We start from the raw sequence: 23,192 nt of genomic DNA, 5'->3' as shown, positions 1-23,192 counted from the left end.
TGGGAATCAGGCGCCGACAAGCCCTTCTGGGGAACGGACCAGCTTGTGGTTCGCGAACTCCTCGATTCCCAGTGTGCCAAGTTCACGGCCGATGCCTGAGCGCTTGACACCGCCGAAGGGGAGCTCAGCAGAGGACTTTGAAATGGAGTTAATCCACACCATGCCCGTTTCCAAGCGGGCTGAAACCTCGTCCGCCACGGCGGACGAGGTGGTGTAGACGGAGCTGGAGAGTCCGTAGGGAGAGTCGTTGGCCAACCGGATCGCCGCGTTCAAGTCCTTCACGCAGTGGACCACGGCAACCGGGCCGAAGATCTCCTCACGATAGGCGCGGGCGGACTCATCCACATCCACGAGGACCGTCGGGGGATAGTAGCACCCTGGCCCCGGCATCGGCTCGCCGCCGACCAGCACCCGTGCACCGTGCGCGACGGCGTCGGTCACGATCCCGTGGATTTCCTCCACGGCATCCTGCGAGGAGAGCGGACCCACGACGGTCCGTGCCTCACGGGGGTCCCCGAATGGGACCGACCTCATACCCGCAGTGAAGGCATCGACGAACGCGTCGAAGTGCTCCTGAACCACGATGAACCGCTTGGACGAGGTGCAGGTCTGCCCGGAATTCGTGCACCGGCCAGTCACCGCGTCCTCGGCGGCGCGGGCGACATCGGCGTCGGGGGCGACGATGAACGGATCAGAGCCGCCGAGCTCCAGGACAGCCTTCTTCACGTTCCGTCCCGCCAGCTCGCTGATGATCGCGCCCGCGGCGTCTGAGCCGGTGAGGGAGACACCCTGCACGCGGTCATCCTCGAGGATGGTCGCCACGGCCTCGTGGCCGATGAACGCCGAGGTGAAGACTCCCTGCGGCAGGCCTGCGTCAGTGAAGAGCCGCTGCACATTGAGTGCGGAACGGGCACAGATCCCTGCGTGCTTGAGGATCAAGGAGTTCCCCAGTAGGAGGTTCGGCGCGGCGAGCCGGGCAACCTGGTAGTGGGGGAAGTTCCAAGGCATGACGGCCAGGAGCACCCCGATGGGATCGCGACGGATGTAGGCCGTGCCTTCACCCTGGACGGCGATGGGTTCGTGAGCCAGCATCGCCGGGCCCTGCTCAGCGTAGTAGCGGAAGATGCCAATCACCGTGTACATCTCGGCGCGGGCCGCGGTGACGGGCTTGCCCATCTCCGTGGTGACGTCCCGGGCGAGCTCCTCCAGTCGTTCCTCATAGAGGTCGGCGATGCGGTGGAGAAGGCGAGCCCGCTCCGCGACGTCGACGTCGCGCCATGCGCGGTAGCCGGCCTCAGCGTTAGCAATCACCGCCTCAGTCTCACCGACGGGTAGCTCCGCGAATTCCTCCAGGAGCTCACCGGTGGCGGGGTTCTGGGTGACGTAGCGGGTCATGAGGGGTCCTCTCGATGCGGGGGCCTTGGTGTCGTAGGTCTCATACTCTGCGACCTTACGAAGGCCCGTCCAATGCCTAGGGAACATCGGTGAGCCCATCTGCGGCATCAATCCAGCCTGCCAAGAAGGCGTCATGTGGGGCGCGGTGTAGCCTGCGCTGTGCTCGGCCTCACATTGATGCGATTACAGAATGCCAGTGTTCCCAATCGGGGAAAAATGCGGCCTCTTCCTTGTCAGGCGTTCTGTAGGGGCTAAGATTCTCGCAGATCAAAAAAGTGATTCAGATCACTCGCAATCTGATCCTGGGGATCGCCCTGCTCATGCCGTGGACGCTCGTTCCTCACCTGCACCTGGACCTGAAGGGATTGACATGAATGCCTCGCCCGGAACCCCCTCAGGGGGTCACGGAATGCACCTGCCGGAGACCTTGCGTCCAGGACTGCCTTTGAGCAAGGACCGGAGGCGGCGTGTGGCCATTACTGCCTCCAGTGTGGGCACTGTGATCGAGTGGTACGACTACATGGTCTACGCTTTCGTGGCGGTCACGATCGCAAAGGTCTTCTTCCCCAGTGGGGACCCGGCCGTCGCCGTCTTGTCAGCGCTGGCTGTATTCGGGGTCTCTTTCTTGTTTCGGCCGCTCGGGGGGATGCTATTCGGCCACATCGCTGACCGGTTCGGTCGTCGACCGGCTCTGACCATCTCAGTCATCGGCATGGCCGGGACCTCCGCGCTGATGGGCGTCCTGCCCGTCTATGCGTCCGTGGGGCTGCTCGCACCCATCCTCCTGGTGACGCTCCGGGCTGTACAGGGGGTCGCCGCAGGCGGGGAGATGGCCTCCGCCGCAACCTACACCGCTGAGGCGTCCTCGGACCGGACCCGAGCGTTCGATACCTCATTCGTTAATCTGGGGCTCGTGACCGGCACAGCCCTGGGTGCGGTGGTCACCGCCGTGCTCTACGCCACTCTTACCGACCAGCAAATGTTGGAGTGGGGATGGCGGGTCCCCTTCCTTCTCTCAGTGCCCATGGGCCTGGTGGCGGTGTTCATCCGGCGGCACATGGAGGAGTCCGAGGAGTTCGACCGCATCGACCAGGCGGACGCGGTGAAGAAGTCCCCCATCCGCGAGGCACTGACGCAGGCGCCCCGGCAGGTACTACTGGTGACGGGGTTGAATTTGGGTTCTTTCGCGGCCTACTACATCGTCTTCACCTACATGTCCACGTACTTCCAGACGCAGGGCATCCTGACGGCGTCCCAGGCCTCATGGTCCACCGTGTCGGCCTTGCTATTCGCCGGTCTTTCCCTGCCTTTCTGGGGCCGGTGGGCGGACAAGGTGGGACGCAAGCCCGTCTTCCTCATCGCCACAGGGTCACTTACCCTCCTGGCCTATCCGCTGTTTTTGATGATGAAGCAGGGCACGGGGTTCGCGATCGGCGGGCAGCTTATCTTCGGTCTTCTCGAGGGCGCCTACCTGGGTGTGTACCTGTCCGCCTATACAGAGCTCTTCACGCCGGCGCTGCGCGTGTCCGGGATCGCCCTTGGCTACAACATCTCGTCCATCATCGCCGGCGGTCCTGCCCCCTATGTCTCGCAGTGGCTGATCCGCCAGACGGGGATCGCTGAGGCCCCTGCCTTCTTCCTGATCGGCATGACAGGGATTTCCTTCTGCGTCGTGCTCTTTGCCTACCGAGAGACGCTGGGTCGCGGCCTCCCCGGCAAGGGTCCGGATGGGACTGTCCCTGGCCACTCAGTCGCCCTGCCGATACCCGCACCCTCGGTGTGACATCTCGTTAGCTAGTCGGAGGGGCTCGTGAGGAGACCCTCCATGAGGAAAGGCGAATCATGAAGAACAAGGCGTATGCGCAGTTCGCGGTGGGCGAGCCGGAGATCGCAGAGATCGAATTGGACCTGGCGGACCCGGCAGCCTCGGAGGTGGTCGTCCGGGTGACGCACGCCGGTGTGTGCCATACAGACATCCACGTGCGGGAGGGTGGCTACGATCTTGGCAGCGCAGGCCGCATGTCCATGGTAGAGCGCGGGGTCGCCTACCCCCTCATCATGGGTCACGAGATCGCTGGGGAGATCATCGCCACAGGGCCAGACGTGCACAACCGCTCGGTGGGGGAGGCCGTCGTGGTCTACCCATGGCTCGGTTGCGGGGAGTGCGCGACGTGCGAGGAGGGGGCCGAGAACCTGTGCGTGGAGGGTAGTCGGATCCTGGGGATCATGCGGCCAGGCGGATACGCGGACCTCGTGTCTGTCCCCCATGAGAAGTACGCGGTGCCTTTGGCCGGCGTGGACCCCGAGTGGGCCGCCACCCTGGCCTGCTCCGGACTCACCGCGGTGTCCGCAGCAGAGCAGGTGGCTGCCTCGAAGATAACCCAGGAGACGTCGCCGGTTGCCGTCATCGGCGCCGGAGGCGTGGGTCTCATGTGCCTGGCGGCCCTGGCAGCCAAGGGAATGTCCGACGTCACCGTCGTCGACCGGTCGGACGTGAACTTCGAGCAGGCACGGAGCCTGGGTGCCGCACGGTGCGTCGTGATCGATGAGGACACGTCGGCCGCCGACCTCATTGAGGCCATGGGTGCTCCCCCGGTGGCGGTCGTCGACGTCGTCAACTCGGGGGCCACTATGAAGCTGGCCTACGACAGTTTGAGGAAGGGCGGGTGCCTAGTTACCGTCGGCTTGTTCGGCGGGGAAATGCTCCTCCCGACCGCGACGGTGACCTTGACGCAGAAGTCCATCGTCGGTAACTATGTTGGTAGCCTGGGACATCTGCACGAGGCGTTGGCACTCGCGCGGGACGGTCACCTCCCTCGGATTCCTATCACCACTGTTGAGAGATCGGCGGAGAGCATCCAGAGGACACTGGACGACCTCCAGCAGGGGTTGTCCCGAGGGCGCACAGTACTCACGAGCGCATAGGCATATTGAGAGTGCTGTCCCCCCCCTCTACGCGGGGGAACGGGCCGTCGCCCGCCTTCCGCCACCAGGGGGCGCGCTGTGGAGGACCACGGCGCGCCCCCTCGTCCATGCTCAGCGGGCGGTCTTAGGGGCGAACGCGCCGATGCCCGTGAGGTGCCGGCCGAGCGTGAGCTGGTGGACCTCATCGGTTCCCTCGTAGGTGCGCACGGACTCGAGGTTGTTCGCGTGCCGCAGCGGCGAGTGCTCCAGTGTGATGCCGTTGCCGCCGAGCATCTCGCGGGCCTCCCGGGCGATGCCGATGGCCACGCGGCAGTTGTCCAACTTGCCGGCGGAGATCATGGCGGGGGTGAGCGGGCCGGCGTCCTTGGCGCGGCCGATCTGGTGCGCCAAGAGGTAGCCCTTGCCGATGGCCACGGCCATGTCCGCGAGCTTGGCCTGCGTCAGCTGGTGGGAGGCCAGTGGCACCCCGAACTGCTGCCGCTGCATCGCGTAGTCGAGGACGGCGTCGAAGGAGTCGCGGGCGGCGCCCATCGCGCCCCAGATGATCCCGTAGCGGGCCTCGTTGAGGCACTGGAAGGGGCCCTTGAGTCCGACGGCGGAGCCGGCCGGCAGCATCGCGGAGGCGGGCAGACGCACGCCGTCGAGGTGGATCTCGCACTGCACCGACGCCCGCATGGACAGCTTCTGGGTGATCGCCTCGGCGCGGAAGCCGGGGGTGTCCGTGGGGACCACGAAGCCGCGCACCCCGCGCCCGTCGCCGGGCTCGCCGGTCTGCGCCCAGATGATCGCGACGTCGGCCAGGGTGGCCAGCCCGATCCACCGCTTGGCCCCGTCGAGCACCCAGTCGCCGCCGGGCTCCTGGCGGGCCGTCGTCGTCATGGAGGCCGGGTCCGAGCCGGCGCCCGGCTCGGTGAGGCCGAAGCAGCCGACCGCCTCGCCGGTGGTCATGCGCGGCAGCCACTGCGCCTTCTGCTCCTCGGAGCCGTGCTTGTGGATCGCGCCCATCGCGAGCGAGCCCTGCACGGACACGAAGGTGCGCAGGCCGGAGTCACCGGCCTCGAGCTCCTGGGCGGCGAGGCCGTACTCCACCGCCGAGCGGCCAGGCATGCCGTGGCCCTCGTAGGGCATGCCGAGCACGCCGAGGCGGCCCAGCTCGGGGACGATCTCGCGCGGGAACACGGCGTCGTCGTACCAGCGGGCGATGTGCGGGCGGATGTGCTCGTCCACGAAGCCGCGCACCTTTAGTGCGACGGCCTTTTCCTCGGCGGAGAACAGGGAGTCCAGGCCGACGACGTCGGCACGGCCGAGGAACGAGTCGGCCTCGGCGTGGAACGGGGTGGTCATGGCGGGGGTCCTCTCGGGAGTAGGGGTTGGCGGACGGCGGGTCAGCGCTGCTTGCGGGTGAACGCGGAGATGCCGGTGATCTCTCGACCCACGATGAGAGCCTGCATGGAATCTGTGCCTTCGTAAGTGGAGACGACCTCCATGTCGGTCATGTGTCGAGCGACGTGGTTCTCCAGCAGGAGGCCCTGACCGGCCAGCATGTCGCGGGCCTCGCGGCACATGGCAAGAGCCTTACGCGACGTGGTCATCTTCACCAGGGAGGCCATGGCGTCAGTGAGCCGGTCCTGCTCGGCCAGCTCCGCCATGCGGCGGCACATCAGTTGCATGGAAACCAGATCGGACAGCATCGTGGCGAGCTTCTCCTGCACCAGCTGGTAGGACGCGATCGGGGCGGAGAACTGCTCGCGTTCGAGCGAGTAGCGGGCGGCGATCTCGAAGGCGGCCATGCCATGGCCGAGGGCTTCCCAGGATGCGCCGCCACGCGTGGCCTTGAGCACCCGGTTGACGCCGGCGAAGGACTCGCAGTTCGCCAGACGATTCTCCTCGGGGACACGCAAATTCTCGATGCGAATGTCAGCCTGATGGATGGCACGCTTCGCGACCTTGCCAGTGATGACTGCCGGTTCGTAGCCCTCCGGGTACCTGCCGTCGTCGCTTTTCTCCACCACGAAAGCTTTGACCTGGCCATCGGATTCGTCACGCGCATAGAGGACGATGACGTCGCCTGCGGCTCCGTTGCCGATCCAGCGCTTGTGGCCGTCGATGATCCACGAGTCGCCATCGCGACGTGCCGAGGTCTCGAGCGACACCGAATCGGAACCGTGGGCGGGTTCCGTGAGGGCAAAAGCGCCGGTCTTTTCAAGGCGCGCCATCTGCGGGAGCCATCGCTGGCGTTGTTCCTCGTTTCCGAGGATGTAGATCGAGCCCATGCCGAGGTTGGCGTGGACACCCAGGAACGTGTTGACGGAGCCGTCCACGCGGCCCATCTCCCGGGCCACGATCCCGGCCTGCAACCGGGACATCCCCGGGCAGCCGTAGCCCTGGATGTACGTGCCGACGACACCAGTCTCGCGCAGCGCGGGCAGGATCCCGTAGGGGAACTCAGCCCGCTCCCAGTGGTCGTTGATCACGGGTTCGACGTGGTGCAGCGCAAAGGATCGTACCCGGTCGCGCAGTGCGAGGGTGTCGGCGTCAAGCTCCTCATCCAGGAGGAGGAAGTCCGGGTGCTCGATGACGGGGGTGGAAGTTGTCATGTCAGAGTCTCCTGTCGGCGGGTGTATGCGCGTGGTCTTCAGTCGGCGCGAGGCGCGGCCAGCTGGATTTCCCGGGCGGCTTCGGCGGCCGCGGTGACGCCCGGTCGGTGAACGGCCTCCAGGGCCTGCCGCAGGTCGGCCTCCAACGGTCGGGAAGACGAGTGGTCCGCCTCCAGTTGGACTACCGTGGCCTCGCCCGTGGCCACGGGGGCCCCTGCCTGGACTAGGGCGTGTTGCATGTCGAATGAGGAGTGGCCGATCCGGGATACCCACAACCTGCCGGTGAGGATGCCGCGGTGGTGGACGGGCCGTAGATAGTCGACGGACAGCGTGCGCACCACCCGGGGGAACCCAGAGTCGGGGGTGGAGTCGAGCCAGTCCAGATAGGCCGCGATGCGGATCTCTTCGAGCAGCGTCACGATGCGTGCATTGTTGACATGCCCGTTTGCATCTTGGTCCGACCAACGGATTGGAACAGGGCATTCGAAGACGTCGCCGCTCATGGCGTGGTCACCATTGAGGCGGAGAGGTCGGTGTCGTTGTGGAGGGGCGGCGTGGACGCAAGCCATGCCTGCACATCCGTTTTGTCCTCGTCGAGGTGCGGCGGCGCCTTGGGGTAAGCCACTGGCGTGCGGCTGAAAGTGACGGGGTTCCGGATGAGCGGAACCTGTCGAGATCCCGGCTCGCCCACCTGGACGACCGGCTCGAGTCCCAACGCACCAGCACGTTCGACGCCCTGGGCTACGTCCAGGATCGGCGCGCACGGCACCCCCACGGTCTGGAGCTGTTCAAACCATTCGTCGGCTGTCCTCTTTGCCAGAGCGTCTGCCATGAGGACCCGCAGCGCGTCTCGGTTCTGGTTGCGCAAAAGCACCGAGTCGAACCGGGGATCGGCGGCCAGCTCTGGCATGCCCAGGGTCTGGACCAGCCGGGTGAACTGGCTGTCGTTGCCCACGCAGATGATGAGGTTCTGATCTGCAGTGGGGAACGGCCCATAGGGGTACAGGCTGGGATGGTCGTTGCCGAGTCGCTGCGGGTTGTTCCCCGCGGCCGCATAGCCGGTGGTCTGATTCACGAGCCCAGACAGAGCTGAAGAGAGCAAGTTCATGGCGACGTGCTGGCCCCGGCCACTTTCGCTTCCCTGACGTTCCAACAGGGCAGCGAGGATCCCCACGGCTGCGTGCAGACCGGTGACCACGTCGAAGATCGCCACGCCTGCGCGCTGAGGGTCCCCTTCCGGGTGGCCGGTCACGTGCATGAAACCGGACATTCCCTGCACGAGCAGGTCGTACCCCGGCATGGAGGCGCCCCCTTCTGTGCCGAATCCGGTGATGCTCGCGTGAATGAGATGCGGCCACCGTTCATGGACGGACTCGGCGTCGAGGCCGAACCGGGCCAGGCCACCGGGCTTGAAGTTCTCGACGAAGACGTCTGCGCGGTCCAGAATCGCGTACGCCGTCTGGAGGTCGTCCTCATCTGCGAGGTCGAGGGCGATGGAACTCTTGTTGCGATTCACGGAGAGGTAGTAAGTGCCGATCCCGTCCCGCTCCGGGGGCATCCACAGGCGGGTGTCGTCCCCGTTCGGCGACTCAACCTTGATGACAGTGGCGCCCATGTCCGCCAGCAGCATGGTCGCGTACGGCCCGGCGAGGACGCGGGAGAAATCGGCGATGACGATGCCATCCAGCGGTCGCCGTGCCGTCGGTTCCAGGGATCCTGGCGTGGTCATCGAAGCGCCTCCTCTTTGTGATCCATGACACGATGTGGACACCACGAAACCAGGGTGGTTTCATCCTGTCCAATACATATTTCGGATTTCGGTGATGCATCCGGGGTATCGAAGTTTGCTCCGCCAAGCGATCGAAGGAAGGGAGACATGGAGATCCACCAGGCCAGGGCGTTCCTCGCTGTCGCTGAAGAGTTGCACTTCGGTCGTGCCGCTGCGCGGTTACGGATGGCGCAGCCGGCCCTCAGTCGTCTCATCAAGACCCTGGAGAAAGACCTGGGCGCGTCGGTCTTCGACAGGAACACGCGGCACGTCGCACTCACGCCCGCAGGCACGGCCCTGGTGGAGATCGCCCGAGAGCTGGTGGCGGTGGCCGAAAGGGCGCAGGACACCGTGCGAGGCGCCGTGACGGGGGAGACCGGTCTAGTACGTCTGGGGTTCGCTGGGGCATCAATCAACCGGAGTGTGGCCCGGTTGGCCCGGGAAGTGCGGGCCCGGTGCCCAGGGGTCCGGCTCGAGTTGCACAGCTCCCAGTTCTCGCCGCAAGGCTTAGAGCGAGTGATCAGCGGTGACCTCGATCTGTCATTGGGCCGGTGGGACTTCCTGCCAGCGGAGGTCGGTTCGTATCTGGTGGGCCGGGAAAAACTGCTCGTCGCAATGCCTCGCGGTCACCGGCTAGCTTCGCTCCCGGCTGTGGCCATGTCTGACCTCGCCGAAGAGGAATGGATCGCCCTGCCCGGAGGGTCCATGTCCGCGCTGAGCAACCGCCTGCAGAGCCTGGCCCGCTCCGCTGGATTCGTTCCCCGTGTCCGAGAACACGCGCCGGACTCTTGGACGCAGACCCTTCTCGTAGACGCTGGCGTCGGCATCGCGTTGACACTGGATTCGGTCAGGGACAACATCGGAGCCGAAGGCGTCGTCTGGCTCCCGCTCAACCCAGCTGGTACGCCCCTCGAGGTTCGGTTGATCTGGCGGGAGCGTGACGACAATCGCGCCGTGGAGCGGGTGACCAAGATCGCGGCCGCACTGTTCCCGCCGCGTCTTCCTTCGGTCTGATTCGGTCAGGCCTTCGAGTAGTCGTACCAACCGCGTCCTGTCTTTCGGCCGTAGTCGCCCGCTTCGTATTTGGCCTTGATCGAATCGGCCGGCAGCGAAGCGGGGTCGCCCGTCTGCTCGTACTCGGCCAGGCGGATCAGGTAGACGACGTCGATCCCCACCAGGTCCATCAGCTCGAAGGGGCCCATGGGGTGCCCCAGCGCCGTCTTCGCCGCGAGGTCGATGTCCTCGAAGTCGGCGACCCCGCCCTCGTAGAGGTCCAGTGCCTCGCGACGCAGCGCGTTCAGGAGGCGATTGGCCAGGAAGCCGGGGACCTCCCGCTTGAGCTTGACCGGCGTCTTGCCGAGCGATCTGACGAAGGCGCTGGCCGCCTCTACCGTCTCCGGGTCCGTGCCCTCGTGGGGGACGATCTCCACGCACGCCATCACCAGGGCTGGGTTGAAGAAGTGGAGGTTGCACACCTTCCCCGGCCGGCCCGTGGCGTCGGCGACGCGGGAGGAGACGATGTTGGAGGAATTAGTCACGAGCAGGGTGTGTGGAGGGCACACCCGGTCGAGGTCGGCGAAGATGGACCGCTTGACGGAGAGGTCCTCCACGGCGGCCTCGATCACGAGGTCCGCGCTCGCGGCCACTCTGTCGCGGTCCGTTGTGAGGGCGAGCCTGCCCCAGGCCTCGTCGACCGCGCCGCGGTCGCGCCGGCCCTTCTCGACATCCCGGTCCAGCCGCTGCCGGAGCTGCTCGCGCGCCCGGTCGAGCTGCTTCTGCTGGATGTCCACGAGGGACGTGGTGTAGCCGGCCAGGGCCGAGACGGCCGCGATCTGCGAGCCCATGGTGCCAGCTCCGAGGACGACGACGCTGCGGATCTCTTCGGTCATGGTGGTGCCTTCCTTCGATGTCGTGCGGGGGGTGTCAGCGGTAGTGCGGGGCCCGCTTCTCGAAGAACGCGGTGGTGCCCTCATCCCGCTCGGTGTATGCGTAGAGGATCCCGACTGCGAGCCGCTCGAGGAGAAGGCCGGTCTCCCGATCGGAGTCGAAGGCCCGTTCGAGGACCGTCTTGGCCAGGCGGTTGGCGAGGGGGCCCCGGGCCGCGATGGACCGTGCGGTCTCCTTGGCGCGGTCCATGAGCTCCTCCGGGGTCGTCACGGCCGTCACCAGCCCCATGCGCAGGGCGTCCTCGGCGGGCACCCGTCGGCCGGTCAGGATCATCTCCGTGGCGTTGCCGACCCCAACGAGGCGCGCGAGGCGCTGCGTGCCGCCGGCGGCAGGGAGGATGCCCAGCCCGGTCTCCGGCAGGGCGAACTGGGCGCGGTCGGAGGCGATGCGCACGTCGCAGGCCAGGGCGAGTTCGCAGCCCCCGCCGAAGGCGTAGCCGTTGACGGCGGCCACGGTGGGCGTCTCCATGGCGGAGAGCCGGGCGTAGAGCCCCTGCATCCTCCCCGCCAGGCCGTCGAGGGGCCCGCGCGCCGCGATCTCCCGGATGTCCGCGCCGGCGACGAAGGCCTTGTCCCCGGCTCCCGTGACCACCAGCACGTGGATGTCCTCGCGCCGCTCGACCTCGTCGAGCGCCTCTCGGACGGCCGCCTGGACGGCCTGGTTCATGGCATTGCGGGCGGCGGGGCGATTGATGGTGAGGACGCCGATGCCGTCTTCGGCGGTGAGTAGGACCAGGCGTTCCTTGCCGGCGGTGTCCTGGGTGGGGGTGATCATCGGGGTCCTCCTCGGGACGTGGGTGGGGGTCAGGATGTCTCGGGGAGGTCGTTGATCGGGGGGAGCTCGGGGAGGTTCTCCTGCTTCCAGTCGAACCAGTGCTTCGGAGCACCGTCCTCCTTCCCATGGGCCTCCCGGAAGCCGGGCCAGGCCTCCTTGAGTCGACCCTCGCGGTCCAGTAGGGCCTCATGACGGGCCTGGAGCCCGGGCGTCCACACCCCCTTCTCCTTGAAGAACGCGACCGCCCCGTCGTGAAAGGGGACGACCATCGGGGTGAGCATGATCTTGTCCAGGGCGAACAGCTTGGTGTCGCGGGTGGCGGATTTGTAACGGTCGAAGTTGTCGTGGATCTGCGTCACCAACTCCTGCACCTCGTCGGAGGACCGGGTGGAGAGGGCCGTCAGGGGGATTGAGTACTGCATGTTCACGGCGGACTCGCCCTCGGCCATGCCGGCCCCACCGCTGAAGCGGCCCGGGCGGGCGATGGGGGCGAGCCGCTTCCAGGAGGCGAAGCGGGCCGGGTTGTCACTGCTGAGATCGAGCCAACGGATGGGGTACTGGGAGGCGAGCTCCTCGACGTTCGAGCCGACCACGTTCTGGTAGAGCGCGTCCAGCTGGCCCGTCTTCATGGCCTCCACCTGGCCCGCGTAGCTCACGTTCACCAGGTTCGTGTCGCTGCGGGTGAGGCCGCCGTAGTTGAGGAAGGCCTCGAGCTTGCGGTTGATGGAGGTGGCACCCACCAGGTTTGGATAGTTGCGGCCCCGGAGGTCCTCGACGGTCTCGATCCCGCTGTCCTTGCGCACCAGCACCCCATAGTTGCCCTGCGGGCTCCACACCTGGCGCACCGACTGGGGTCCCCACTGCGGGGAGCAGAACTCGTCGTCCCCCTCGAACGCGTAGAAGTACTCGTCGCCGGAGCGGGCGAGGTCCGCGGTGCCGTTGATGAGGGGGGCCATACGGCCCATGCCGGTGGACGAGGTCATAAGGCGGACCTGGCGGCGGTTGACCTGGGTGAGCGTGTTGGCCACGGCGGCGAGGTCGTTGTAGGTGCCGGTGCCGACGCCGTACGTCGACCATACGGACTGCTGGCTGCCGTCGGTCGGCGCGCAGCCGGTGAGGGCGCCCAGCGTCGCCGTGGCGCTGGTGCCGAGGAGGAAACCACGTCGAGACAGGGGCATGCGGATGATCCGTTCACTGCGGGAGTTGGGATGGGTGCCATTCATGCACAGAAGACGTGAGGCGCGCCACATTCAACCGAGATTGATGTGGAATGAGAATGACTGCCGGGGTCTGGGCGCATCGCCCGCGGGGCGGGGGCGTTGTCCCGGTGGATGGGGCCATCACACTGACCCCCCCAGGGGCCGCGGGCAGAGGCTGTCAACTTCGCCGTCCCCAGATCCGGGCACCTTGTCCACAGGAGTTGTCCACAGATGTGGAGGGTGTGGACGACGGTGTGGATAGGCGTGTACCAGGCGGTGTGATGAGGGCGCAAACGGGGGTGCTGTCAAGTTGGATCGATGGGGCCGAAGGGGGGTGGAGAATCTTCCTCCACAGGCCTGGGGATCGCATCGTCCCAGGTCAGAGCCGGATTCTGGGAGTGGTCGCGCGGTTGTCCCCAGCGTGGTCCCCAGGCGATCCACACGACACGCCGCCGAATCCACACGTTGTCCACAAGGCCTGTGGAAAACACGGTTGCCCAGCCTCCACGGCGCGCGTAGTGTCGCGTGGTATCCCCAACGCGAGGGCGGGTATTGGCCGCAGGTGACCACTGACAGGCGCGCATCCGCTCGGACCGTCGCCCCGGGGACCGTCGCACCGTCCGCCTGCAGGAGGGTGTGGCGGCACGGGCGGTGAGAACAGAGGAATCAGGGCCGGGAAGACCGGCGAGGGCCGCCGTCGTGCGGGCTGTGGGAAGGGAGTCTCCGGACGTTGACTGAGAACTACGGAGACTCGGGCTCCTACGACGGCGGCCGTTCCTCTGAACGCTTCCTGCCGCCCCAGGACCTGGAGGCGGAGCGCTCGGTGCTGGGCGGCATGATGCTCTCCAAGGACGCGATCGCGGACGTGGTGGAGCTGCTGCGCGGCCACGACTTCTACCGGCCCAGCCACGAGATGATCTACGAGGCGATCATCGACCTCTACGGCCGCGGCGAACCCGCGGACGCCGTCACGGTGGCGGACCTGCTGAACAAGCGCCAGGAGCTGAGCCGCGTGGGCGGCCCCGCCGTGCTGCACGAGCTGATCCAGTCCGTGCCCACCGCCGCCAACGCGAGCTTCTACGCGGAGATCGTGGCGGAGAAGGCCGTCCTGCGCCGCCTCGTGACCGCCGGCACCAAGATCACCCAGCTAGGGTATCAGGGCGACGGCGAGGTCGAGGAGATCGTCAACGAGGCGCAGTCCGAGATCTACAAGGTGGCGGAGAACCGCCAGTCCGAGGACTACGTGCGCCTCGCGGAGATCATGGAGCACGCCGTCGACGAGATCGAGGCGGCCGGCAACCAGGGGGAGGGCCTGACGGGTGTCCCCACCGACTTCTACGACTTCGACGAGCTGACGCAGGGCCTGCACGGCGGGCAGATGATCGTGATCGCGGCGCGCCCCGCCGTCGGTAAGTCCACGCTCGCGCTGGACTTCGCGCGGGCCGCGGCCATCCACCACAACATGGCCACCGTGTTCTTCAGCCTCGAGATGGGCAAGAACGAGATCGCCATGAGGCTCCTGAGCGCCGAGGCGACGATCGCGCTGCAGGACCTGCGCAAGGGCACCATCCGGGACGACCAGTGGTCCAAGATCGCCGCGACCGTGGGGCGGTTGAACGAGGCGCCGTTCTTCATCGACGACTCCCCGAACATGACCATGATGGAGATCCGCGCCAAGTGCCGGCGGCTCAAGCAGAAGAACAACCTCAAGATGGTGGTGCTCGACTACCTGCAGCTCATGAGCTCGGGCAAGAAGGTCGAGTCCCGTCAGCAGGAGGTCGCCGAGTTCTCTAGGGCGTTGAAGCTGCTGGCCAAGGAGCTCGACGTGCCGGTGATCGCGTTGAGCCAGCTGAACCGTGGGTCCGAGCAGAGGACGGACAAGCGGCCGCAGGTGTCCGACCTGCGCGAGTCCGGCTCGATCGAGCAGGACGCGGACATGGTGATCCTGCTGCACCGCGAGGACGTGTACGACAAGGAGTCCCCGCGCGCCGGCGAGGCGGACCTGATCGTGGCCAAGCACCGCAACGGCCCGACGAAGACCATTGTGGTGGGGTTCCAGGGGCACTACTCGCGGTTCTCGAACCTGGCGCAGGATGGTGGGGCCGGGGGGTTCTGAGCCTGAGGCGGCAATAAAATTAAGAATCTAATGTTTTTTGACACTTATTACTTTTTTCTAAGCTCTTGATACGCCTGCGATTTTAATAACCGCCACTCTTTGAGGTTAAACAATCGACTCTTGGCGGCTTTATCGGCCTGGATTTGACGCTGTTTATTCTCAATCTCGACTTCAGTCTTCTTGGCGAATCTATCGTACGCTTCGCGGCTCGTGAGGACGCCAATGATCGGAAGCAGTACCATCCCAGCCAGAGGGATGCTTAGGCTGGACATGAAGTTGTTCATTATGTCGGCAATTTTGAGGTCGCCCCTATTGAGAAAGAATAGGTATGCTCCAGCGAAGCACAACAGGGTAACAAGTGCCAGAATGCTTCCCATGAGCCCTCGATGTTTCATTTCGTTCTTCTCGGCCTTGCGTGCCATGGCGTGCTGGCTGGCTAGGTCTGCCGGAGGTAGATTAGCAAAATTGCTAATAGGTGTCTGAATAAATGTGAATTGCGGATTATCTCCGGAGTTCTGAATATTCATCCCGTAATTGTCTCGCACTCTATGCCTCTCTTGCCTGTTGGGATAAAATCCTGTCAGTTGCGAAGTTGTGGGCCTGGGGGCCTATCATCTCGCCGCCAGAGTCCCCCTTGACTCATGGCTCTCAATTTAGCGCAGACCGTCGACTATCCGCGGCGCCACGGCCTCCATCTGCCGCATCACCGCCACGATTGCTTCGGGCTGCTGGTCCGGCGGATACCCGTACTTGCGGAGCAGCCTTTTGATACTGGCCCGCAGCTTCGCCTTCACATCCTCGCGCACGGTCCAGTCGGTCTTGATGTCCCGGCGCATGGTGGCCACGAGGTCGCGGGCGATCTGGGCGAGAACGTCGTCACCCATCACGTCCAGGGCGGCTTCGTTCTGGGCCACCACGTCGTAGAACATCAGCTCGTCGTCGTGGAGCGGGGGCGTGAACCGCCGGCCACGGTCGGCTTCGGCCACCACTTCCTTGGCCATTTCCACCAGTTCGGCGATCACCTCGGCGGCCGTCAGCTGCTGGTTGGTGTACTTGGCCATGACGGCGTTGATGCGCTCGGAGAACTGCGCTCGGCGGATCTCGTTGCCTCCGGTGACGCGCGTGGCCTCTTTGAGAAGGTCCGTGCGGAGGCCCTCGATGGCCAGTTCTGCCTTCGACGGCGTGGCCGCCTCCTCCATCCAGGCCGGGGTCAGGGCGTCGAGCCGGGGCCGTTCGAGGCCGGCCGCCGCGTAGATGTCCATGACGCCGGTCGCCTCGGTGGAGTCGACCACCATCTCGCCGAGCAGGCGGGCGATCTCTTCGGGGATGGGTTCCCCTCGGGCGATCCGGTCCTGCGCGTCGAGCTTGGCCAGCCAGGTGCGAACCTCCTCGTAAAACTTGACGTCCAAGCGGAAGCGCTCGACGGCGGCCACGCGGCCGGCCAGGGCCCAGGCCCGGTGCAGCCGGGAAGCCTGGGAACGGAACGTGTCCGCCACGGGCCGGACGGTGGGGTCCTCGGGGTCCGTGTTGCCGGGCGTACCGGGGGAGCGGAGCCGGGAGGTCACCTCGAGCAGGGCCTTGCGCCAGCCGTTCTTCGGGTCGGACTGATAGGTCGCCTTCCAGTCCACGCCCACGGTGTCGGCCAGCATCCCCACCATCGTCTCGATGATGTCGGCGGCCTCCTCGGTGTTCTGGGCCAGGGTCTTCGTGCCGGCCGTTCGCGTGTCCCGGGTGAATTCGGCCAGCGCCTGTTGGAGGTTCTCCGCGAGCGGGGCGTAGGCCACGAGCAGCCCGTCCTCCTTGCCGCGGAAGGTGCGGTTCACGCGGGCGAGGGTCTGCATGAGCAGGGCGCCCTTGAGCGGCCGGTCCACATAGAGGGTGTGCAGGGCCGGGGCGTCGAAGCCGGTGAGGAGCATGTCCTTGACGATCACGATCTCAAGTTCGTCGGCCGGGTTCTTCAGGCGCTTCTTCACGGCGGCCAGCGCGCTGGGGCGCCGCATATGCTTTTTGATCTCGCCCGTGTCGGAGGGGTTGGCGTCGTAAACCACCTTGATGCGGCCCTTGTCGTCGGCGTCGTCGTGCCACTCGGGCCGCCGGGCCACGATCTGCTCGTAAAGGCGAGCCGCGATGCTGCGGGTAGCGCACACGATCATCGCCTTGCCAGGAACGCCCATAGTCGGCTGCACCGCGTCACGGCGGTCCTCCCAGTGGCGAACGAAGTCCTCGGCGAGGGTCTGCAGCCGGTGGGGCGCACCGTAGACGGCTTCGAGGGTGGCCACGCCACGTTGGATGCGGTCCCGGTCGGCCTCGTCCAGGCCGGCCGTGAGCTCGTCGGCGGCTGCGTCGAGGCTCTCGTCGTCGACTCCTTCGACCCGAGCCAGGGTGATGAGGCGCGGCTCGAAGGAGACGGGGACGGTGGCACCGTCCTCGACGGCGCGGTGCAGGTCGTAGACGTCGATGTCGTCGCCGAACACCCGCCGGGTGTCCCGCTCTCCCTCGGCGATGGGGGTGCCGGTGAACGCGATGAGCGAGGCATTCGGCAGTGCGTTCTTCAGGTGGGCGGCGTAGCCGTCGAGGGTGTCGTAGTGGCTGCGGTGGGCCTCGTCCGCCATCACGATGATGTTCCGGCGGTCGGAGAGCACCGGGTGGTCGGCGCCGGCGTCCCGCTCGGCCTGGGTGAGGCCGAACTTCTGCAGGGTGGTGAAGTAGATGCCGCCGGAGTTGGACTGCGTGAGCAGGTCCCGCAGATGGCTGCGGTCCTTCACCTGGACGGGGTGCTCGGGCAACAGGGTGCTGGCGCGGAAGCCGTCGAAGAGCTGGGTGTCCAGCTCGGTGCGGTCGGTGATGACCACCACGGTGGGGTTGGCGAGGCGCTCGTGACGCATCACCTTGGCGGCGTAGAGCTCCATCTCCATGGATTTGCCGGAGCCCTGGGTGTGCCAGACGACGCCGATGCGCCCGTCCGATTCCACGGCGTGGACCGTGTTGGCCACCGCCTTGGACACCGCGAAGTACTGGTGCGGCTTGGCGATGCGCTTGACCAGACCGGCGTCGGTGGAGTCGAACGCGATGTAGTCGCGCAGGAGCTGGCCGAACCGGTCGATGTTGAACAGTCCCTGGAGGGTGAGACTGAGCTCCGTGGCGGGCTCGCCGTCGAGGTCCGGGGCACCGGTGGGCACGAGGGCACCGTCGTCGTCCACGTTCCACGGCGCGAAGTGGTGCCACGGGGTGAAGGGGGTGCCGTAGCGGGCGGTGAGGCCGTCGCTCGCGATCACGAGGGCGACGGTCTGGAAGGCGTGGGGGAACTCCTTCACGTAGGTCTGGAGCTGGTGGAAGGCGGCCTCGGCGGTGGTGTGCTTGGTGCCGGCGTTCTTCAGCTCGATGACGGCCAGGGGCAGGCCGTTGACGTAGAGCACGACGTCGAAGCGCCGCTCCGCCTGCCGGCTGCGGAGGGTGAGTTGGTTGACGGCGTGGTACGTATTGCGGGAGGCGTCCGAGGAGAGGAACCGGATGGTGGGGGTCTGCTGCTCGCCGTCCCGGTCCACGTAGGTGATGCCCGTGTAGCCGTGCACGAGGACCTGGTGGAGGCGGTGGTTCTCCGCGATCGCGTCCTGGGAGGTCGGGGTGAGCACCTCGGCCGCGGCCTGGTCCAGGTACTCCGGCGGGACGGTGGGGTTGAGGGTGCGCAGGGCGCTGGAGAGCGTGCCGTCGAGGACGGGGTCCTCCCAGGAGGCGCGCTGACCGGAGCCGGGCGCGACGGCGGGCCCGCGGAGGGTCTCCCAGCCGTACTCGGCCAGGACCTCCAGGGCGTGCTCCTCCCAGTCCTGCTCGTGCATGCCGATGCCGGCCATGGTCAGACCTCCTCCTGGACGCGCTTCTCCGCGTCCTTGACGGTGATGCGCCCGGACATGAGCTGGGGGAGCAGCTCGTCGCGGACGGCGGTGAGGGCGGTGTTTTCCTGTTCGAGCTGGTGGTTCTTGGTGAAAAGTGGTGAGACCTGGGCCGCGAGACGCTGGGCATCGGCCTGACTCAGCGCGGGAACAGATTCCTGTAGCACGCGGATTCGGTTCAGGCCCGGTACTGCCGAATCAGCCGCCATGAGGGGCAGACGCATGCGCTTCAGCAACAGGTAGACGAAGATGTGCGGGAATCCATGAGGCCGAATGAAGAACGTGGTGTCGATCGGGAAGGCACCATCCTCAGCCCAGTAGACCGTGCCTACCGAGCCCTTGCGCCCCACGACCACTCCTGGACCGTCGAAGAGGGGGCTCTCGTGGCGGCCCACAATGCCGCCGCTTCCGTAGACCGGCACCGGCCCGTCCTTGCGTTCAATGGTGGGCAACGCCTTGCCGTAGGCCAGGTCGAAGTAGGTGCCCGCCGGTGTGGTGCCGGACGCTGCCCGAGCCACGAATGAGAAGAGTGCATCGCTGAGAGACTCGCTCGCCTCAATGACACGACGATTCGAAGCGATCTTGTCGTCCAGGGTGCCAAGGACCTCGGCAATGGACTTCTGATACTGGAGAGGAGGGACCATCACCTGCACCGATTCGAGATCAGCGCGGTTGAGTCCCGGCACAGCACTGTCGCCTACTCGAGTCTCTAGGTTGAGCCAGGTGAGCAGGTATGAAAGGAACCTGGTGTCAGTTCCTTCCGTTCCGTGCGTGTAGAACACAGTGTCAATGGGCCAGCAATCCTCTTCGAGGTATTGCACGGTGCCGACCGATCCCTTACGCCCCAGGACAACAACAGGACCAGTCGTACACGCGGAGGTATGGCGTCCGACAATGCCTCCCGACGCGACGACCGGGACGGAGCCAGTTTCGTCTCGCTGTGAGGCGGTCAGTGCACGACCGTAAGCGAGAGGGGCTATTGCGCCCAGAGTTGTCGTCATCCAGCTCACTGAAGCCTCCCCAGCTGCTCGCGCACCACGGCGTCCAGCCGGGCGGACTCGTCCAGCGCCGCCGTGAGCTCCTTCGTCAGGCGGGCGACCTTCTCCTCGACGGGCTCGTCGTCCTCCGGTGTCTCCGGCATCCCCACGAAGCGGCCCGGCGTCACGGCCCAGCCAGCGTCCTCAATCTCCTGCAGGCTCGCGGACTTGCAGAATCCGGGCACGTCCTCGTACTCGCCCTCCGCAGACTCGCGGCCCCGCCAGGTGCGGAACGTGTTCGCGATGGTGTGGATGTCCTTGTCACTGAACGTGCGCTCGACGCGGTCCACCATGTGGCCCATCTCCCGCGCGTCGATGAACAGCACCTCACCGGAGCGGTCCACCGAACCCCGCGGGCCGGCCTTTTTGTCCTTCGTGAAGAACCACACGCACACCGGGATCGCCACGGAGCGGAAGAGGTTCGGAGGCATCGCGATCACGCAGGAGACGACGTCGTCCTTCAGCATCCCCTCGCGGATCTTGCCCTCTCCGCCGGTGTTGGATGCCATGGTGCCGTTGGCCATCACCACGGCGCCCTCGCCGTGCGGGGCCAGCTTGCTCAGGATGTGCTGCATCCACGCGTAGTTCGCGTTCTTCACCGGCGGTACGCCGTACCGCCAGCGGGCGTCCTCCTCGGAACGCGCCCAGTCCTTGATGTTGAACGGCGGGTTGGCCAGCACGAAGTCCGCGGACAGGCTCGGGTGGATGTCCCGGGCCAGGGTGTCGCCCCAGCGGGGCCCCAGGCCAGACGAGTCGATGCCGTGGATGGCCAGGTTCATCTTCGCCATGCGCCACGTGCGCTCGTTCAGCTCCTGCCCGTACACCGCGATGGACTGCGTGTCCTCATGGTGGCGGGCCAGGAACTTCTCTGCCTGCACGAACATGCCGCCCGAACCGCAGCACGGGTCGTACACGCGGCCCTCGTGCGGCTCCAGGATCTCCACGAGCGTCCGCACCAGTACCGGGGGCGTGTAGAACTCACCGCCGCGCTTGCCCTCGGCCCGCGCGAACTTGTCCAGGAAGTACTCGTACACCTCACCCAGCAGGTCCCGGGCCTTCGTGGCGCCCTGGCCGGTGAAGCGCGCCGAGTTCAGCAGGTCCAGCAGCTCGCCCAACCGGCGCTGGTCCACGTTGTCGCGGCCGTAGATGGTGGGCAGCGTGCCCTTGAGAGACTCGTTGTGTTCCGAGAGCAGGCGCATGGCGGCGTCGATCAGCTCGCCGACCGTCTGCGACTCGCGTCCCTCCGCCGCGGAGAGACCCTTGGCGTGGTCCGCGATGAACTGCCAGCGGGCCCGCGCCGGCACCCAGAACACGCCGGAGCCGGTGTACTCGTCCGCGTCCTCGAGTGACTCCTCGATGAAGGCCGCTGACTCGTCCTTGAGCTCCTCGCGGATCTGCTCGCGGCGCTCGTCGAACGCGTCCGAGACGTACTTCAGGAACACCAGGCCCAGCACCACGTCCTTGTACTGGCTGGCGTCCATGGACCCGCGCAGCTTGTCCGCGGCCTTCCAGAGCGTGTCCTTCAGCTCCTTGGAGGTCGACGCCGCCCGCGCCGCCTCCTTCTCCTGCGTCACTGTGGTGGTCTTGACCATCACCGCTCCTTTCCCTGCCGTCGTGGCCGCCGCATGCGGCCAGGATGTCCTGTCGATGTCTGTGCTTGCCGTCATTGTGGGGCACCGCCTGGGCCTAGGCGCACCGTCCCCGCCGCGAGTCCATGCAGGAGCGCGACCTCGGCCCGGTCCAGGCGCTCGATGCGGTCCAGCAGGGCCTTGCGACGGCCCGCCGCCTCACGGCGCAGCCGTTCGACGTCCTCGAGGCGGTCTCGGGGGGCGAGTCGGATGCGCCATGCGTCCCTGTCGGGGACCCGCTGGGCCGCGATGTCCGCCGCCACCAGGCCCGGCGCAGCGCACCACGGGTCCTCCACGGCGGGTTGCGGCGGCTCCGCCCGGAAGACCCGGGCCGGTGCCAGAACCAGGTGACCGCCGACGTCGTCCACCATCGCGGCCGGCCCGCCCGCTGACACGTAGACGACGTCGCCGGCCTCCGTGAACCGCGCTCGCGGTGCGATCTCCTCGAGGCGGAGGCGGTCGATCCGACGAGCACCCCAGGGCCGTGCCCCACGCAGTTCGTCCGCCCCGATCGCGGCCACGGTGCCAGACCCCGACGCAGCCAGCTCATCTGACGGGAGCCGGACCCCCGGGCGGTCCGAGCCGTACCGGCCCGTGAGCGTGGCCCAACCGACGCGCTCCTCCGGGCGAGCGTCGCGGGAGCCCGTTGCGGACACGGCGGCGAGCAGCTCCTCGTCGGCGTGGAGGGCTTCGGCCAGCAGGTCCGCCCCGAGTCGCTGCTCGCTCGCCGCGGTGCGCGGCGCCGTGATGTCCGCGGCGGCGTGGACCGCGCCCGCATCGAGGGGACCGCCTGACCGGAAGGCGTGGTCACGGATGGTGGCCGTGTCGCCGGACATCACGACGGCCAGGTCCGCCGCGATCGCCTGCGTGACGCCCTCGCTGAGCGACGCGTCGCCGTGGTCTGCGGTCACTGTCATGGCCGACGTTGCCACGGAATCCCGGCCCGCCAGGACCCACAGGGCCAGCCGGCGCCGGGCCGACCGCGTCAGCATCCCCTTGGGCAGGGGTGCCGCGTAGCGCAGCGTGGTGCCAGACGCTGTGGCGTCCGTGAGCAGACGCCGCCGCGCGGCCTGGCCCGTCGAGGCAACCAGCAGCGACGCCGGTCCGAGCACCATCGCCCGGTCCGTCGGACCCAGCGCGAGCAGGACGTCGTCCAACTCCTCGGCGGCAGTGGAGGGGCCTGCAGCGGGTGACAGGACGGCGATGGCGAGGCAGCTCGCGGGGAGCACGAGGGGGGCATCATCAGCGATGAAGTCCACGGTGCTCAGGACAGTGATGTGATGCCCACGTGCCGCCAGCAGGCGCCAGGCGGCGCGGGCGTGCGGCGTGCGGAGAAGGCGGGGCAGTGCGACGACGGAGCGCGGCGCGGCCGTTTCGGCGTGGGGCAGCGTGTGGGTGAGCAGGGTGAGGGACGCCAGGTTCGTCGGGACGAGGGGCAAGTCCGTCTCAGCGTGGATCTCCGTGAGGACGGAAGCGAGGAGTGCGCGGGCCGGGGACGTCAGGGCCGCGCCGCTGCCCTCGGCAGGATCGGAGGGAAGGCTCTCGACGAGGCGCGCCAGCGCATCCTCCGCTGTGAAGGCGGCCTCCGCGACGTCGTCGATGCGGGGGATGAGGTCGGCAAGGGGCGGGTCGGTGAGGTCGAGGTCTGGGGGGAGCAGTTCGGCGGGGAACTGCGAGAGGAGGAGGGCCTCGTCGATTTCTTCGGGCGTGAGGGTGGTCAGCGGGGCCTGGGCCGCGTGGTGGAGCAGGAGGAGGGCGGATGCGGCGTCCGCGTGGGCAGCCAAGGTGGTGAGGGTGTCCGTGTGGAGAGGCTGCTCTGCGCGCGAGTCGGGGTTGTTGCCCAAGCCGGTGGCTCCGAGCCACGCGGTGACTTCGCGCTCGTCGAAGAGGATGCCGCCGTGTGCGCCGGCCTGGGG

At 67.0% G+C, this 23,192-nt stretch carries 17 protein-coding genes; 4 read left to right on the top strand and 13 right to left on the bottom strand.

Annotated elements, in window-relative coordinates:
* Positions 1-6 precede the first annotated feature (6 nt).
* A complete protein-coding gene (locus J1M40_RS09600) occupies positions 7-1,395 on the bottom strand; it encodes an NAD-dependent succinate-semialdehyde dehydrogenase (RefSeq protein ID WP_144819903.1) in 1,389 nt (462 codons plus the stop codon).
* A 190-nt stretch (positions 1,396-1,585) separates the two neighbouring features.
* Here J1M40_RS09600 and J1M40_RS09595 point away from each other — a divergent pair, with 190 nt between their 5' ends.
* Complete coding sequence (locus tag J1M40_RS09595) at positions 1,586-3,178, top strand: MFS transporter (RefSeq protein WP_342356898.1); 1,593 nt, start codon at positions 1,586-1,588, stop codon at positions 3,176-3,178.
* Between the two features lie 59 nt (positions 3,179-3,237).
* Positions 3,238-4,320 carry an alcohol dehydrogenase catalytic domain-containing protein gene (locus tag J1M40_RS09590; protein ID WP_144820248.1) on the top strand — a complete coding sequence of 361 codons (1,083 nt, stop codon included), beginning with the start codon at positions 3,238-3,240 and terminating at the stop codon, positions 4,318-4,320.
* A 111-nt stretch (positions 4,321-4,431) separates the two neighbouring features.
* Here the strand turns inward: J1M40_RS09590 and J1M40_RS09585 are convergent, their stop codons facing one another.
* From J1M40_RS09585 to J1M40_RS09570, 4 genes are read right to left on the bottom strand one after another with little or no spacing between them, the layout of a single operon-like run.
* Positions 4,432-5,664 (bottom strand): acyl-CoA dehydrogenase family protein, encoded by a 1,233-nt coding sequence (locus tag J1M40_RS09585; RefSeq protein ID WP_206450743.1) that lies wholly within the window; start codon positions 5,662-5,664, stop codon positions 4,432-4,434.
* A 41-nt stretch (positions 5,665-5,705) separates the two neighbouring features.
* Positions 5,706-6,917 (bottom strand): acyl-CoA dehydrogenase family protein, encoded by a 1,212-nt coding sequence (locus tag J1M40_RS09580; protein WP_020621881.1) that lies wholly within the window; start codon positions 6,915-6,917, stop codon positions 5,706-5,708.
* A gap of 38 nt (positions 6,918-6,955) precedes the next feature.
* Positions 6,956-7,420, bottom strand: coding sequence for a thioesterase family protein (locus J1M40_RS09575; RefSeq protein ID WP_172717425.1), 465 nt, complete (start codon positions 7,418-7,420; stop codon positions 6,956-6,958).
* Positions 7,417-8,646: a CaiB/BaiF CoA-transferase family protein gene (locus J1M40_RS09570; protein ID WP_206450742.1), complete on the bottom strand. Its 1,230-nt coding sequence runs from the start codon at positions 8,644-8,646 to the stop codon at positions 7,417-7,419. The genes J1M40_RS09575 and J1M40_RS09570 overlap by 4 nt, the downstream gene beginning before the upstream one ends.
* A gap of 147 nt (positions 8,647-8,793) precedes the next feature.
* Here J1M40_RS09570 and J1M40_RS09565 point away from each other — a divergent pair, with 147 nt between their 5' ends.
* Positions 8,794-9,699, top strand: coding sequence for a LysR family transcriptional regulator (locus J1M40_RS09565; RefSeq protein WP_206450741.1), 906 nt, complete (start codon positions 8,794-8,796; stop codon positions 9,697-9,699).
* A 5-nt stretch (positions 9,700-9,704) separates the two neighbouring features.
* On the opposite strand, the gene J1M40_RS09560 is transcribed toward J1M40_RS09565, so the two are convergent.
* Genes J1M40_RS09560 through J1M40_RS09550 form a run of 3 tightly spaced genes read right to left on the bottom strand, consistent with a single transcriptional unit; the run spans position 9,705 to position 12,629 of the window.
* A complete protein-coding gene (locus tag J1M40_RS09560) occupies positions 9,705-10,574 on the bottom strand; it encodes a 3-hydroxyacyl-CoA dehydrogenase family protein (protein WP_206450740.1) in 870 nt (289 codons plus the stop codon).
* Positions 10,575-10,608: 34 nt separating this feature from the next.
* Positions 10,609-11,406 (bottom strand): enoyl-CoA hydratase/isomerase family protein, encoded by a 798-nt coding sequence (locus J1M40_RS09555; RefSeq protein WP_020624928.1) that lies wholly within the window; start codon positions 11,404-11,406, stop codon positions 10,609-10,611.
* 29 nt (positions 11,407-11,435) lie between these two features.
* Positions 11,436-12,629 (bottom strand): TAXI family TRAP transporter solute-binding subunit, encoded by a 1,194-nt coding sequence (locus tag J1M40_RS09550; RefSeq protein ID WP_241252204.1) that lies wholly within the window; start codon positions 12,627-12,629, stop codon positions 11,436-11,438.
* Positions 12,630-13,335: 706 nt separating this feature from the next.
* Here J1M40_RS09550 and dnaB point away from each other — a divergent pair.
* A complete protein-coding gene (gene dnaB, locus J1M40_RS09545; protein WP_020624931.1) occupies positions 13,336-14,721 on the top strand; it encodes a replicative DNA helicase in 1,386 nt (461 codons plus the stop codon).
* Positions 14,722-14,768: 47 nt separating this feature from the next.
* Here dnaB and J1M40_RS09540 read toward each other — a convergent pair whose 3' ends face one another.
* The 5 genes from J1M40_RS09540 to J1M40_RS09520 all read right to left on the bottom strand — a co-directional run.
* A complete protein-coding gene (locus tag J1M40_RS09540) occupies positions 14,769-15,248 on the bottom strand; it encodes a hypothetical protein (RefSeq protein WP_144825863.1) in 480 nt (159 codons plus the stop codon).
* A gap of 126 nt (positions 15,249-15,374) precedes the next feature.
* Positions 15,375-18,572, bottom strand: coding sequence for an HsdR family type I site-specific deoxyribonuclease (locus J1M40_RS09535; protein ID WP_020624932.1), 3,198 nt, complete (start codon positions 18,570-18,572; stop codon positions 15,375-15,377).
* 2 nt (positions 18,573-18,574) lie between these two features.
* On the bottom strand, positions 18,575-19,612 hold the full coding sequence (locus J1M40_RS09530; protein WP_172717659.1) for a restriction endonuclease subunit S: 1,038 nt from the start codon (positions 19,610-19,612) through the stop codon (positions 18,575-18,577).
* A gap of 5 nt (positions 19,613-19,617) precedes the next feature.
* Positions 19,618-21,240: a class I SAM-dependent DNA methyltransferase gene (locus J1M40_RS09525; RefSeq protein ID WP_020624934.1), complete on the bottom strand. Its 1,623-nt coding sequence runs from the start codon at positions 21,238-21,240 to the stop codon at positions 19,618-19,620.
* A gap of 71 nt (positions 21,241-21,311) precedes the next feature.
* Positions 21,312-23,192, bottom strand: a 1,881-nt coding sequence (locus J1M40_RS09520) for a hypothetical protein (protein ID WP_206450739.1), incomplete at its 5' end; no start/stop codon positions are given.

Source organism: Micrococcus sp. KRD026 (assembly GCF_017168445.1).
In the GTDB taxonomy this organism is placed as follows: Bacteria; Actinomycetota; Actinomycetes; order Actinomycetales; family Micrococcaceae; genus Micrococcus; species Micrococcus luteus.
Note: the sequence above shows the minus strand (reverse complement) of the source record. Positions and strands in the feature narration are given on the sequence as shown.